Origin of the sequence: Pseudomonas sp. RL_5y_Pfl2_69 (assembly GCF_963970465.1) — a bacterium.
Taxonomy (GTDB): Bacteria; Pseudomonadota; Gammaproteobacteria; order Pseudomonadales; family Pseudomonadaceae; genus Aquipseudomonas.
The window spans coordinates 275,724-290,274 of sequence record NZ_CAXAOU010000001.1 but is presented as its reverse complement, the minus strand read 5'-3'; the positions used below and the strand labels follow the sequence as shown (position 1 = coordinate 290,274).

The following is a 14,551-nucleotide window of genomic DNA, read 5'->3' as shown; positions in this document are numbered from 1 at the left end:
CTTGAAAATCAGCACTCAATAATGTTTACAGCCAGACCGCCGCGAGCGGTCTCCTTGTATTTGCTTTTCATGTCGGCGCCGGTCTGGCGCATGGTGCGGATAACTTTGTCCAGGGACACAAAGTGCTGGCCGTCGCCACGCAGGGCCATGCGTACGGCATTGATCGCCTTGACCGAACCCATCGCGTTGCGCTCGATACACGGCACTTGCACCAGGCCGCCAATCGGGTCGCAGGTCAGGCCGAGGTTGTGCTCCATGCCGATTTCAGCTGCGTTCTCGACTTGCTGCACGGTGCCGCCCAACACTTCACACAGTGCGCCTGCAGCCATTGAGCAGGCCACGCCGACCTCGCCCTGACAGCCGACTTCGGCGCCCGAGATCGAGGCGTTCTCCTTGTACAAAATGCCGATGGCGGCGGCAGTCAGCAGAAAGCGCACCACCCCGTCTTCGTTGGCTCCGCCGATAAAGCGCATGTAGTAATGCAACACGGCAGGAATGATCCCGGCCGCGCCGTTGGTGGGGGCAGTGACCACGCGTCCACCATTGGCGTTTTCTTCATTGACGGCCAGTGCGTACAGGTTGACCCAGTCCAGTACCGACAGCGCATCGCGCAAGGCGGCTTCGGGGTTGCTGCACAGTTGACGGTGCAGTGCCGCGGCCCGTCGCTTGACCTTCAGCCCGCCGGGCAAAATGCCTTCGTTGCGGCAACCCGCACTCACGCAGTCCTGCATCACTTGCCAGATATTCAGCAAGCCGGCGCGGGTCTCGGCCTCGGGGCGCCAGGCGCTTTCGTTGGCCATCATCACTTCACTGATCGACAGGTCATGAGTGACGCAATGGCGCAATAAATCCTTGGCGGTCTTGAAGGGGTATTGCAGCGGGGTGCTGTCTTCGACGATACGGTCAGCGCCTGCGGCGCCTTCATCCACCACAAAGCCGCCACCGACCGAGTAATACTCGCGGCTGCGGATCTGGATGCCGGCGGCATCCAGCGCCCTGAAAATCATGCCGTTGGGATGGTAGGGCAGGGGTTTGCGAATCATCGCCAAGTGGGATTTTTCGTTGAAATCGATGGGGTGTTCGCCCAGCAGGTTCAAGCGCCCGCTGCTGCGAATGGCGGCCAGACGTTCGGCCACGGTATCGGTGTTGACGGTGTCCGGGTGCTCGCCTTCAAGCCCCAGCAATACGGCCTTGTCGCTGCCGTGTCCTTTGCCGGTGGCGCCAAGGGAGCCGTAGAGTTCAACTTTTACGCAGGCGGTGTGTTGCAACAGCTCATCACGGCGCAGACCTTCGACAAAACGCGCAGCTGCGCGCATGGGGCCGACGGTATGGGAACTGGAAGGGCCGATGCCAATCTTGAACAGGTCGAACACGCTTAACGACATAGGGTTCTCCGGTTTCTTGTTGTGTGGCGAAACTAGCCATCCCTGTGGGAGCGGGCTCGCTCGCGATGGTATCAACCCGGTCTTGCATGAAAACCGCGCCGTTAGCATCGCGAGCAAGCCCGCTCCCACATTAGATCTCCATGATCTGGATGCTTACGCCTCCTGATAGCTCTCGATCGACGGGCATGCGCACACCAGGTTGCGGTCGCCGAACACGTTGTCGACCCGACCGACTGGTGGCCAGTACTTGCCTTCGATCAGGGATGCAACCGGGTACACCGCTTGCTCGCGGCTGTAAGGGTGGGTCCATTCACCGACTATTTCAGCTGCGGTGTGGGGCGCGTTTTTCAGCGGGTTATCTTCCTTGTCCAGACCGCCGCTTTCGACTTCGCGAATTTCTTCGCGGATGCAGATCATGGCGTTACAGAAGCGGTCCAGCTCTTCCTTGGACTCGCTTTCGGTCGGCTCGATCATCAGCGTGCCGGCAACCGGGAACGACATGGTCGGAGCGTGGAAGCCGAAATCGATCAGGCGCTTGGCCACGTCGTCGACGCTGATCCCGCTGGTTTCCTTGAGCGGGCGCAGGTCCAGGATGCACTCATGTGCAACCAGGCCGTTGCTGCCCGAGTACAGCACCGGGTAATGCTCTTCAAGACGGCGGGCGATGTAGTTGGCGTTGAGGATGGCCAGTTGCGAAGCACGCTTGAGGCCTTCGCCGCCCATCATGCTGATGTACATCCAGGTGATCGGCAGAATGCTGGCGCTGCCGAACGGTGCTGCGCAGACCGCGCCTTCCTTGCGCTCCATTGCCGCGTGACCCGGCAGGAACGGCGTAAGGTGGGACTTGACACCAATCGGGCCAACGCCCGGGCCGCCACCGCCGTGGGGAATGCAGAATGTCTTGTGCAGGTTGAGGTGGGACACGTCGCCGCCGAACTTGCCCGGTGCGCACAGGCCCACCATCGCGTTCATGTTGGCGCCGTCGATGTACACCTGGCCGCCATTGTCATGAATGATGCCGCAGATTTCGCGGATGCCTTCTTCGAAAACACCGTGGGTCGACGGGTAGGTGATCATCAGCGCGGCGAGGTGATCGCGGTGCTCCAGGGCCTTGGCGCGCAGGTCTTCAATGTCCACGTTGCCGCGAGCGTCACAGGCAGTGACCACCACGCGCATGCCGGCCATGTTGGCGGTTGCCGGGTTGGTGCCGTGGGCCGAGGACGGAATCAGGCAGATATCACGGCGCTCTTCGCCACGGCTCTGGTGGTAGGCACGAATGGCCAGCAGACCGGCGTACTCGCCCTGGGAACCGGCGTTCGGTTGCAGGGAGATGGCGTCGTAGCCGGTGGCCGCGCAGAGCATGGCTTCCAGTTCGGTAGTCAGTTGCAGGTAGCCCTGGCTTTGCTCGGCAGGCGCAAACGGGTGCAGGTTGCCGAACTCGGCCCAGGTGACCGGGATCATTTCGCTGGCAGCGTTGAGCTTCATGGTGCACGAGCCCAGCGGAATCATGGTGCGGTCCAGCGCCAGATCCTTGTCGGCCAGCTTGCGCAGGTAGCGCATCAGCTCGGTTTCGGAGTGGTAACGGTTGAACACCGGGTGGCTGAGGATCGGCGACTGGCGCAGCAAGGCCTCTGGCAGGGTGCCAGTGACGGTATTTGCCAGATCGTCAAAGTCAGGCAGGGCCTGGCCATCAGCGGCGAACAGGGCCCACAGGGCAACCACATCGGACTCGCTGCTGGTTTCATCCAGCGACAGGCCCAGATGCTGGTCGTCGATCACACGCAGGTTAATGCCCTGTGCGTGAGCCCTGTCGTGCAGGGCTGCGGTGTTGTCGCCGGTGTTGAGGGTCAGGGTGTCGAAGAAATGTGTTTGCTCGACGGCCAGTCCCAGCGCACTCAAGCCCTGGGCCAGAATCGCGGTCAACTGGTGAATGCGCTGCGCGATCTGGATCAGGCCCTTGGGGCCGTGGTACACGGCGTACATGCTGGCGATGTTGGCCAGCAGCACCTGGGCGGTGCAGATGTTGCTCGTGGCCTTCTCGCGACGGATGTGTTGCTCGCGGGTTTGCATGGCCAGACGCAGTGCCGGTTTGCCGTGACGGTCAACCGAAACACCGACCAGACGTCCCGGCATGTCGCGCTTGTACGCGTCACGGGTGGCGAAGTAGGCGGCATGGGGACCACCGAAACCCAGTGGCACGCCAAAGCGTTGGGCGCTGCCGATGGCCACGTCCGCGCCGAACTCGCCCGGAGGCGTGAGCAGGGTCAGGGCCAGCAGGTCGGCGGCAACCGCCACCAGTGCGTTGGCGGTATGGAAGCGCTCAACCAGTTCGCGGTAATCAAACACGTCGCCGTTGCTGGCCGGGTATTGCAGCAGGGCACCGAAGAAGGCCGTCACGTCAGTCAGTTCGCGCTCGTCGGCGACCACAACCTCAATGCCCAGCGGCTCGGCACGGGTACGCAGCACGTCGAGGGTTTGCGGGTGGCAGTGGCTGGAAGCAAAGAAGCGGTGGCTGGTTTTGTTCTTGCTCAGGCGTTTGCAGAAGGTCATCGCTTCGGCAGCGGCGGTGGCTTCGTCGAGCAGCGAAGCGTTGGCAATCGGCAGGCCGCTGAGGTCGCTGATCAGGGTCTGGAAGTTAAGCAGGGCTTCGAGACGACCTTGGGAGATTTCAGGCTGATACGGCGTGTAGGCGGTGTACCAGGCCGGGTTTTCCAGCAGGTTGCGCAAGATCGGAGAAGGGGTGTGGCAGTTGTAATAGCCTTGGCCGATATAGGTTTTGCACAATTTGTTCTTGGCGGCGATGGCTTTGATCGAAGCCAGTGCGTCGGCTTCGCTCAGGCCGGCCGGCAAGTCGAGCACGCTGGTGCCCTTGATGCTTTCCGGGATTACGCTGGCGCTGAGGCCTTCAAGGGAATCAAAGCCGAGGGTGGCGAGCATCGCCTGCTCATCGGCCTGGCGCGGGCCGATGTGGCGGGCGATAAATTCATTGGCAGTGCTGAGATTAAGGGTCATGGCAGGCTTCTCAGTTGTCGTCTTGGGCTTTGATCAGGCGGTCGTAGGCGTCCTGATCGAGCAGTTGGCCTACAGCGTCGGCGTCGGCGGGCTTGAAGCGGAAGAACCAGCCTTGACCCAGTGGGTCTTCGTTGACCAGTTCCGGGCTGCTGTCCAGTGCCGGGTTGACTTCGAGCACTTCCCCGTCCAGAGGCATGTACACGCCACTGGCCGCCTTGACCGACTCAACGGTGGCGGCTTCTGCGCCCTTGTCGTAGGACTGCAACTCAGGCAATTGCACAAACACCACATCACCCAGAGCGTTTTGCGCAAACGCGGTAATCCCCACAGTTACGCTGCCATCGGCTTCGGCGCGCAGCCATTCGTGGTCTTCAGTAAAACGCAATTCGCTCATGGAAACTCCTCAGGGCCAGACATGTCTGGTGGTCACAGGTAAATGCTCGTGCAGCTCGAGCTTATGGAGGAGTTCACTGCAAGATGGTTGCCAGTTTGAAAATATCGTTATTTATCAATGGCTTGTATGCTGACTGAAGGGCGCTGGCAGATGACGGTGTAGCGAAATCGATACAGCCAATGGGGCATGGAAAAATCCAAGAGGATCAAAGCCTTGCGCAGTATGGGTGCAGAGGGCGTGTATCGAATTCGTTCCGCTGGAGTGAATTCGATACAAGGCTTTGGGCTTTTCTGTGGGAGCTGGCTTGCCTGCGATGCTTCGGCGCGGTATTTCAGGCTTGCCGCGCTGATGCCATCGCGAGCAAGCCCGCTCCCACAAGGGGGTGAGCCTCAGGCTTTGCCCGGGATGCCGTATTTGCGCAATCGGTGGGCAATGGCGGTATGACTGGTCTGCAGGCGGCTGGCCAGTTGGCGCGTCGAGGGGTAGCTGACATAGAGCTTTTCCAGGAGCGCCTTTTCGAAGGTTTCAACGGCGTGCTCCAGGGTTTCAACCTCGCCGTCGCTTTGGCGTGCAACCGATGTGCCGGCGATGTCCAGATCGCCAATGTCGACCAGGGTGCTTTCGCAAATGGCGGCAGCGCGAAAGATCACGTTCTGCAACTGGCGCACGTTGCCGGGCCAGCGGTTGCCCAGCAGGGCCGGGTAGGTCCCGGGCGCCAGGCGGCACACCGGGCGCTGGATCTGGGTGCAGGCCTGCTGCATGAAGGCGCGGGCCAGCAGCAAAATGTCCTGGCCGCGCTCGCGCAGGGGCGGCACTTCGATGTTGAGTACGTTCAAGCGGTAGAACAGGTCTTCACGAAACGTGCCCTCGTTGACCATTTTTTCGAGGTTGCGGTGAGTGGCGCTAAGGATGCGCACATTGACCTTGACCTCGCGCTCGCCTCCCACCCGCCGGAAGCTGCCGTCATTGAGAAAACGCAGCAGCTTGGCTTGTAGGTAGGGCGACATCTCAGCGATTTCGTCGAGAAAAACCGTGCCGTTGTTGGCCAGTTCCATCAGCCCCGGTTTGCCGCCGCGCTGTGCGCCGGTGAAGGCCCCGGGGGCATAGCCGAACAGTTCGCTTTCGGCCAGGTTTTCCGGAAGTGCGGCGCAGTTGAGGGCCAGAAACGGCGCGCCAAAGCGGTCGCTGATGGCATGGCAGGCACGGGCGACCAGTTCCTTGCCGGTGCCGGTTTCACCCTGGATCAACAAGGGCGCGTCCAGGGCCGCCACACGCTGTGCCCGGGCTTTGAGCGTGCGAATGGCGGGTGAGTCGCCCAGCAAGGCATCAAAGCCTTCAGCGTGATCGTGGTGCAGCGCAGCCAGACGTTCGCCGATACGACTTGGTTGGTACAGGGTCAGCAGGGCGCCCGCATCGGTTATCGGGGTGGCATCGAGCATCAACGGATGGCCATTGAGCGTGACTTCGCGCAATGGCAGGCGAAAGCCGTTTTCCAGCAACACAGCCAGCAGTCCGGGGTCGGTGAACAGCTCGCCGATACTTTCGCCGGTTGGCTCTCGACCATACAAGGCCACCAGTGCCGGGTTGGCCAGCAGCACATGGCCCTCGCTGTCCAGCGCCAATACCGGATCGGTCATGGCGGCGAGCAGGGCATCGAGTTGCAGGTGGCGGCGCTGGCCGGGAAGGATGTCGACCACGGTCACGGTCTGCACACCCTTGACCCCGAACAGCGCTTCTCGCAGTTCGTCGAGGACTTGCGGGCTCAGGGTCGGGGCGTCGATATACACGTTGGGCGGGACCATCTCCACCGCATCCAGATTGAGGTTACGCCCGCCTAGCAACGCCAGGACTTCCTGGGTGATGCCGACACGGTCGATGAAACTGACATGGATACGCATGGGAACGGCAAACACTTCTGGCCAGCAGGGATGGCCAGTATGCCTTGGTGGGGGAGATAGGTGAAATTCCGTGGGAGCGGGCTTGCCCGCGATGGCACCAGCGCGAGCAAGCCCGCTCCCACAAAAGCGCAGCCACCATCAAGTGGCTGAATTACTCCAGATGTTCTGGTTTGATCGGATCACCCGGCTTGTGGTTGAGCTGGGCCAGGACGTCGGAAAACATCTTGTCGTAGTAACCGTGCATCGCGCGGATGTCAGCGGTTTTGGGAATGCCGTGCTTGACGGCAATCCGGAAAGCGTCATGGGCAAAGTTGTAGGCCATGTCCTTGGGCAGCGTGAACGACTCTTTGAAGTCCTTCTGGTTGATCTGGCCATGCATGTCGAACTGCATCGACTTGCCTTCCTTGGGGTCCTGAACGACCTGGTAATCAATCTTGATGTCATACCCAAAGTCGCCCGGTTGCAGCGGTTCGCGATGAATATGCAGGTGACCGGGTTCGAACGAGGCCATAGGGTTACTCCTTGATGCTATGGGAAAGGGCAGGCCCCTGGGCCTGCCCTGGGGCTCAAAAGTAAGTGATACCCGGTTTTTCGGTGCTGACCCGAGTACCGGCCTTACCTTGAACGATTGCTTCGATATCCGCCAGTGCGCCGATCACTGCGGTCTTGCCGGTTTTACGGGCAAACTCGCAAGCAGCTTCGACTTTCGGGCCCATTGAACCCGAGGCAAAACCGAGTTTTTCCAGTTCGTCCGGATGGGCCTGGGCAATGCCTTTCTGGGTTGGCTTGCCCCAGTCAATAAAGGCCGCATTCACGTCTGTGGCGATCACCAGCAGGTCGCTGCCCAGCTGTTGTGCCAGCAGCGAGGACGCCAGGTCCTTGTCGATCACCGCTTCAATCCCCCTGAGCTTGCCGTCTTCGCCGTACATGGTCGGGATACCGCCACCGCCCGCACAGATCACGATGGTGCCTTTTTCCAGCAGCCATTTGATCGGGCGAATTTCGAAGATGCGCTTGGGTTTGGGGCTGGCGACCACGCGCCGGAATTTGTCGCCGTCCGGAGCAATGCTCCAGCCTTTTTCTGCGGCCAGGCTCTTGGCTTCGCTTTCGGTGTACACCGGACCGATCGGCTTGGTCGGGTTCTGGAACGCCGGGTCTTTTGGATCGACTTCAACCTGGGTCAACAGCGTGGCGAAAGGCGCTTCGGGTGGCAGCAGGTTGCCCAGCTCTTGCTCGATCATGTAGCCGATCATGCCTTCGGTTTCAGCGCCCAGCACGTCCAGCGGGTAAGGAGCAACGGCGGTGTAGGCGGCGGCTTGCAGTGATAGCAGGCCGACCTGAGGGCCATTGCCGTGGGCCACTACCAGTTCATTGCCGTGGGCTATGCGAGCGATTTGGGCGGTGGCGGTCTGGATGTTTTCGCGCTGGTTCTCTGCGGTCATGGGCTGGCCGCGACGCAAGAGGGCGTTACCGCCCAGTGCAACGACGATACGCATAAAAAATATCCTTTTAAATGTGTGGGAGCCGCGTGTGTGGGAGCGGGCTTGCATCGTGCGCAAGCCCGCTCCCACGGTAGTCATGCGTTCACATGACTACCGTGGACAGGCTTAGATATCAGCCAGTGCCGCGACCAGAATCGCCTTGATGGTGTGCATGCGGTTTTCAGCTTGCTCGAAGGCGATATTGACTGGGGACTCAAACACTTCCTCGGTCACTTCAATGCCGTTTTTCAGGTTTGGATGGTGCTCGGCCACGTCCTTGCCGACTTTGGTTTCACAGTTGTGGAACGCAGGCAGGCAGTGCATGAACTTCACGCGTGGGTTTTCTGCCGCTTTGATCATGTCGCTGTTGACCTGATAAGGCAGCAGCAGCTTGATGCGATCATTCCACGCTTCGACCGGCTCGCCCATCGATACCCAGACGTCGGTGTGGATAAAGTCCACGCCCTTGACTGCCGCTTTAGGGTCTTCGGTGAGGGTGATTTTGGCACCGCTTTCCTTGGCGAATTCCTGGCACTGCTTAACGAACGCTTCTTCTGGCCACAGGCTTTTCGGTGCGGCGATACGTACGTCCATGCCCAGTTTTGCGCCGATTAGCAGCAGCGAGTTACCCATGTTGTTGCGGGCATCGCCCAGGTACGCGTAGCTGATGTTGTGCAGCGGCTTGTCGCTGTGTTCACGCATGGTCAGCACGTCGGCGATCATTTGCGTCGGGTGGAATTCAGCGGTCAGGCCGTTGAACACCGGTACGCCAGCGTACTTGGCCAGTTCTTCCACGATGGCCTGTTCAAAACCACGGTACTCGATGGCGTCAAACATGCGGCCCAGAACGCGGGCGGTGTCTTTCATGCTTTCTTTGTGACCGATCTGCGAAGAAACCGGGTCGATGTACGTCACGTGTGCGCCCTGGTCGTGGGCCGCCACTTCGAACGCGCAGCGGGTGCGGGTCGAGGTTTTTTCGAAGATCAGCGCAATGTTTTTGCCTTTCAAGTGCGGCTCTTCAGTACCGGTGTACTTGGCGCGCTTGAGATCGCGGGACAGATCGAGCAGGAAGTGCAACTCACGTGGTGTGTGGTGCACCAGGCTCAGAAGGCTGCGGTTTTTCATATTAAAAGCCATGGTGATCTCCTTGGTTTCGGGTTAACCGGCTTGCACCGGCCCCTTTTGGGGGCCGTGCAAGCAATCAAATGGGTTACTTAATAGTCGATTGGGTCACGTACGATCGGGCAGGTCATGCAGTGACCGCCGCCACGGCCGCGTCCCAGTTCGGAGGCGCTGATGGTGATGACTTCAACGCCCGCCTTGCGCAGCAGGGTGTTGGTGTAGGTGTTGCGGTCGTAGCCGATTACCACGCCAGGCTCCAGGGCGACCACGTTGTTGCCGTCATCCCACTGCTCGCGTTCTGCCGCGAAGGAGTTGCCGCCGGTTTCGACGACCCGAAGTTTTTTCACGCCCAGGGCCTTGGCCACGACGTCTAGGAAGTGACCTTCTTCACGGCGCACGTCCACGCCGCCGTGTTTCTTGTCGTCCGGGTACACCGAGAACGCAACGATCTGGTTCACGACTTCAGGGAAGATGGTGACCAGGTCGCGGTCGCAGAAGCTGAACACGGTGTCCAGGTGCATCGCTGCGCGGGACTTGGGCATGCCGGCAACGATTACGCGTTCTACGGCGCCATGCTTGAACAGGTTCTGCGCCAGTTGGCCGATGGCCTGACGCGAGGTGCGCTCGCCCATGCCGATCAGTACCACGCCGTTGCCGATGGGCATTACGTCGCCACCTTCAAGGCTGGCATTGCCGTGGTCGACAGTCGGGTCGCCGTACCAGACCTGGAAGTCGGCGTTGGTGAACTCGGGGTGGAACTTGTAGATCGCGGTGGTCAGCAGGGTTTCCTGACGACGCGCCGGCCAGTACATCGGGTTCAGCGTCACGCCACCGTAGATCCAGCAGGTGGTGTCACGGGTGAACTGGGTGTTGGGCAGCGGTGGCAGGATAAAGCTGGTGTGACCGAGAAAGTCACGGAACATCTGGATGGTCTTGCCACCAAAACTGTCGGGCAGGTCGTCTGCCGACACACCGCCAATCAGGTATTCGGCTGCCTGGCGAGGCTCAAGGCTCTTGATCCATGATTTGACTTCGTTGACCAGGCCCACACCCACCTGATTCGGTGTCACTTTGTGGTCCAGGATCCAGTCCAGGGCTTCTGGAATGGCAACGATATCGGTCAGCAGGTTGTGCATTTCCAGCACATCAATGCCGCGGTCGCGCATTTTGGTCACGAAGTCGAAGTGGTCACGCTTGGCCTGATTGACCCACAGCACGTCATCGAACAGCAGCTCATCGCAGTTGCTTGGGGTCAGGCGCTGGTGAGCCAGGCCTGGGGAACACACCATAACCTTATGCAGCTTACCGGCTTCGGAATGCACGCCGAACTTCACTTTTTCCGTGGTCATTACAGTCATCCTCCAAAGTACACAAACAGGTTGTTACAGGGTCAGAAATCCGTCGTAGAGACCATAGGCAGCCACCAGGGCGCCGATCACTACTGCGGCAAAAATCACTTTCTCGATGTGGGTGAAAACAGGTTGGCCGCTTTCACGCTTGGCCTTGGCGAACAGAATGGCGCCAGGTGCGTACAGCAGGGCCGAGAGCAGCAGGTACTTGAGGCCGCCGGCATAGATCAGCCAGATGGCGTAGATCAGCGCGATACCACCGATGATCAGGTCTTTCTTGCGTTCGGCCAGGGCGTTCTCGTAAGTCTCGGCGCGTACTGCCAGCAGGAAGCCGTAGGCCGCCGACCAGAGGTAAGGCACCAGGATCATCGAGGTCGCGAGGTAGATCAGTGACAGATAAGTACTGGCCGAGAACAGGGTGATGATCAGGAACAGTTGCACCATGGCGTTGGTCAGCCACAGGGCGTTTACCGGTACATGGTTGGCGTTTTCCTTTTTCAGGAAGGCCGGCATGGTGTGGTCTTTGGCGGCCGAGAACATGATCTCGGCACACAGCAGCACCCAGGACAGCAGGGCACCCAGCAGAGAGATGATCAGGCCGACGCTGATCAGCACCGCCCCCCAGTGACCGACTACATGCTCAAGCACGGCCGCCATCGACGGGTTCTGCAGTTTTGCCAGTTCAGGCTGAGTCATGATGCCCAGCGACAGTACGTTCACCAGTACGAGCAGCAGCAGCACGGTGATAAAACCGATCACGGTGGCCCGACCCACGTCGGAGCGTTTTTCGGCACGGGACGAGAAGATGCTTGCCCCCTCGATACCGATGAACACCCACACGGTGACCAGCATCATGTTGCGCACCTGATCCATCACGCTGCCCAGGTCCGGGTTTTTTACGCCCCAGATGTCACTGGTAAAGATGTCCAGTTTGAACGCGAAGATGGCGATCAGAATAAAGAGGACCAGCGGTACGACCTTGGCAACGGTCGTCACCAGGTTGATGAACGCTGCTTCCTTGATCCCGCGCAGTACCAGGAAATGCACGGCCCACAGCAGGATCGAGGCGCCGATGATGGCGGCGGGGGTGTTGCCTTCGCCGAAGATCGGGAAGAAGTAGCCCAGGGTGCTGAACAGCAACACGAAATAGCCGACGTTACCCAGCCAGGCGCTGATCCAGTAACCCCATGCGGATGAGAAACCCATGTAATCGCCGAAGCCGGCCTTGGCGTAGGCGTAAACACCACCGTCCAGGTCAGGTTTGCGATTGGCGAGGGTTTGGAACACAAAAGCGAGGGTCAGCATACCGACTGCGGTGATTGCCCAGCCGATCAGGATTGCACCTACATCAGCACTGGCGGCCATGTTTTGCGGCAATGAAAAAATACCGCCGCCAATCATGGAACCGACTACCAGAGCAACCAGCGCACCCAGTCGCAGTTTTCCAGGAGTATCAGACATTGTAGTGACTCCAATCTAGGAGAAGTGAGGCTTCGAAGTTAAGTCCATTGATAATCAAGCCATTTGACATAGATCAGGGCATTACTACATTCCATTGTCAGTAGAGCGGGGAAGGTCGCGATATCGTATTTTTATGACGCTTGCTCAAAGCCTTACGCCAGAGATGTTTGCAGGTGTTAATTCGTTGCTGAATCGCGTTGTCGTGGAGATTGAAGCTAGACAGTATTCTGAGATTTGCAAATGTCATCTTCATGTTTCATGCACCTGTCGATGAAATTAAATCGTCATCTATATGTGTACTGATTTTTAGGTTTCAATAGAAAATAACGTTATTAATAAGGGTGGGCTTATTGCGTAACTCTACTAAACGTTCGACGGGTACATATAATTAGTCGGTGAACGTTTTAAACCCGATAATGATGAATTAACTAACCAGCACATTCAGAGGTGTCGATGTCGCAACAGACGCAGAAGCTTCGGCTAAACGCCTTGATTGCATTGGTGGTGGGCTCGATGATTGGCGGCGGGATTTTTTCGTTGCCACAAAATATCGCCGAGCGTGCCGCGGGTGGTGCCGTGTTGATCGGTTGGGCGATCACTGCCGTGGGCATGCTGGCGCTGGCCTTCGTGTTTCAGACCCTTGCCAACCGCAAGCCGGAACTGGATTCGGGGGTGTATGCCTACGCCAAGGCCGGTTTCGGCGACTACATGGGCTTTTCGTCCGCCTGGGGTTACTGGATCAGTGCCTGGATGGGTAACGTCGGCTATTTCGTGTTGCTGTTCAGCACCCTGGGCTATTTTTTCCCGGTGTTTGGCCAGGGCAACACGCCTGTCGCCATCGGCTGTGCGTCCCTGCTGCTGTGGGGAGTGCATTTTCTGGTGCTGCGCGGGATCAAGGAGGCGGCGTTCATCAACCAGTTGACCACCGTGGCCAAGATCGTGCCGATCGTGATGTTTATCGTGCTGACCGCCGTGGCCTTCAAAGCGGATATTTTCACCCGGGACTTTTGGGGCACTGAAACCCCAAGCCTGGGCAGCGTGATGGACCAGGTACGCAACATGATGCTGGTCACGGTGTTTGTCTTTATCGGCATTGAGGGCGCCAGTGTGTACTCGGGCCGTGCGGAAAAACGCTCGGATGTCGGCAAGGCCACGGTCATCGGCTTTCTCGGGGTGCTGGCGCTGTTGGTGCTGGTGAACGTGCTGTCGCTGGGGATCATGAGTCAGCCGGAGCTGGCACACCTGCAAAACCCGTCGATGGCCGGTGTGCTCAAGCATGTGGTGGGGGAGTGGGGTGCGATCCTGATCAGTATCGGCCTGGCGATTTCGCTGCTGGGCGCGTTGTTGTCGTGGGCATTGCTGTGCGCTGAAATTCTGTATGCCACGGCCAGGGACAACACCATGCCGGCGTTCCTGAAAAAGGAAAACGCCAACCATGTGCCGGTCAATGCTCTGTGGCTGACCAACTCCATGATCCAGATTTTCCTGGTGATTACCCTGGTGTCAGCGGGGACCTACACCAGCCTGATCTACCTCGCGTCGTCGATGATTCTGGTGCCTTATCTGTGGTCGGCAGCCTATGGGGTGCTGCTGTGCGTGAGGGGTGAGACTTACGAGAGGGCGAGACGGCGGCGCATCAAGGATTTGCTGGTGGGGGCTGTCGCGCTGATCTACGCGATGTGGCTGTTGTATGCGGCGGGGCCCAAATACCTGCTGCTCTCGGCATTGCTGTATGCGCCGGGGATCATCTTTTTTGCCAAGGCCAAACGCGAACAGGGCGAGGTGCTGTTCAAGACCTGGGAAAAACCAATCTTTGCCGCGGTGCTGGTCGCGGCACTGGGGGCTGCGTATGCGCTGTATAGCGGGGCGTTGGCGTTGTAGGCAGGCTGTGTAGTCGCTGCCGCAGGCTGCGAAGGGTTGCGTAGCAAACCGTTTTCTCGAAAACCCTGCGATCCCCTCGCAGCCTGCGGCAGCGACTACAGCTGTTTAGTCGTCGCAATGGTTGCGGGCATATTCTCCGGCCGCGACCAGATCCACAGGTTGCCCAGGCTCATGCCGGCAATGGCGAGGAAAACAGGCCATCCGTGATCGAGCACGTACAGCATCAAGCCGGCACACAACAACATGCTGACAGTGGCGCTGATTTTGGCGTTGCGCTTGATGATCTTGCCGTTGCGCCAGTTGGTCAGGATAGGGCCGAACAATCGGTGGTTTTCCAGCCAGGCACTCAGGCGCGGAGAGCTTTTGGTCGCGGCCCAGGCGGCGAGCAAAATGAATTCGGTGGTCGGCAGGCCCGGAATCACAATCGCGATCAAGCCAATGCCCAGGCTCACGTAGGCCAGCAAGCCGAACAGGATGCGCGCGATTTTCGACGAGGATTGGGTTTGGCGGGTCATAAGCTCAAGACGCGTAAAGGACGCCCGGTCAGCGAGTGCTGGCCGGGCAACAA

At 59.3% G+C, this 14,551-nt stretch carries 11 protein-coding genes; 1 reads left to right on the top strand and 10 read right to left on the bottom strand.

Features of this window, described 5'->3' with window-relative positions; translation table 11 throughout:
* Positions 1 to 8: 8 nt before the first annotated feature.
* The 9 genes from AACY07_RS01325 to arcD (AACY07_RS01285) all read right to left on the bottom strand — a co-directional run bounded on the left by AACY07_RS01325 (position 9) and on the right by arcD (AACY07_RS01285) (position 12,102).
* Complete coding sequence (locus AACY07_RS01325; RefSeq protein WP_339473170.1) at positions 9 to 1,385, bottom strand: L-serine ammonia-lyase; 1,377 nt, start codon at positions 1,383 to 1,385, stop codon at positions 9 to 11.
* Between the two features lie 153 nt (positions 1,386 to 1,538).
* Positions 1,539 to 4,397, bottom strand: coding sequence for an aminomethyl-transferring glycine dehydrogenase (gene gcvP, locus AACY07_RS01320; protein ID WP_339473169.1), 2,859 nt, complete (start codon positions 4,395 to 4,397; stop codon positions 1,539 to 1,541).
* A gap of 10 nt (positions 4,398 to 4,407) precedes the next feature.
* Positions 4,408 to 4,791: a glycine cleavage system protein GcvH gene (gene gcvH / locus AACY07_RS01315; protein WP_133077668.1), complete on the bottom strand. Its 384-nt coding sequence runs from the start codon at positions 4,789 to 4,791 to the stop codon at positions 4,408 to 4,410.
* Positions 4,792 to 5,180: 389 nt separating this feature from the next.
* Positions 5,181 to 6,689: a sigma-54-dependent transcriptional regulator gene (locus AACY07_RS01310; RefSeq protein ID WP_339473167.1), complete on the bottom strand. Its 1,509-nt coding sequence runs from the start codon at positions 6,687 to 6,689 to the stop codon at positions 5,181 to 5,183.
* 151 nt (positions 6,690 to 6,840) lie between these two features.
* The gene (locus AACY07_RS01305; RefSeq protein ID WP_339473165.1) at positions 6,841 to 7,200 is read right to left on the bottom strand and encodes a DUF5064 family protein; all 360 of its coding nucleotides are present in this window, start codon (positions 7,198 to 7,200) and stop codon (positions 6,841 to 6,843) included.
* 55 nt (positions 7,201 to 7,255) lie between these two features.
* Positions 7,256 to 8,185 (bottom strand): carbamate kinase, encoded by a 930-nt coding sequence (gene arcC / locus AACY07_RS01300; protein WP_261739380.1) that lies wholly within the window; start codon positions 8,183 to 8,185, stop codon positions 7,256 to 7,258.
* Between the two features lie 111 nt (positions 8,186 to 8,296).
* Positions 8,297 to 9,307 carry an ornithine carbamoyltransferase gene (locus AACY07_RS01295; protein WP_133077256.1) on the bottom strand — a complete coding sequence of 337 codons (1,011 nt, stop codon included), beginning with the start codon at positions 9,305 to 9,307 and terminating at the stop codon, positions 8,297 to 8,299.
* 77 nt (positions 9,308 to 9,384) lie between these two features.
* Positions 9,385 to 10,641 carry an arginine deiminase gene (arcA, locus tag AACY07_RS01290; protein ID WP_326397473.1) on the bottom strand — a complete coding sequence of 419 codons (1,257 nt, stop codon included), beginning with the start codon at positions 10,639 to 10,641 and terminating at the stop codon, positions 9,385 to 9,387.
* A gap of 33 nt (positions 10,642 to 10,674) precedes the next feature.
* Complete coding sequence (arcD, locus tag AACY07_RS01285) at positions 10,675 to 12,102, bottom strand: arginine-ornithine antiporter (protein ID WP_133077258.1); 1,428 nt, start codon at positions 12,100 to 12,102, stop codon at positions 10,675 to 10,677.
* A 453-nt stretch (positions 12,103 to 12,555) separates the two neighbouring features.
* Here arcD (AACY07_RS01285) and arcD (AACY07_RS01280) point away from each other — a divergent pair, with 453 nt between their 5' ends.
* Positions 12,556 to 13,983 carry an arginine-ornithine antiporter gene (arcD, locus tag AACY07_RS01280; RefSeq protein WP_339473164.1) on the top strand — a complete coding sequence of 476 codons (1,428 nt, stop codon included), beginning with the start codon at positions 12,556 to 12,558 and terminating at the stop codon, positions 13,981 to 13,983.
* A 95-nt stretch (positions 13,984 to 14,078) separates the two neighbouring features.
* On the opposite strand, the gene AACY07_RS01275 is transcribed toward arcD (AACY07_RS01280), so the two are convergent.
* Positions 14,079 to 14,498, bottom strand: a complete 420-nt coding sequence (locus tag AACY07_RS01275) for a YbaN family protein (protein ID WP_339473163.1) — start codon at positions 14,496 to 14,498, stop codon at positions 14,079 to 14,081.
* Positions 14,499 to 14,551: the final 53 nt, after the last annotated feature.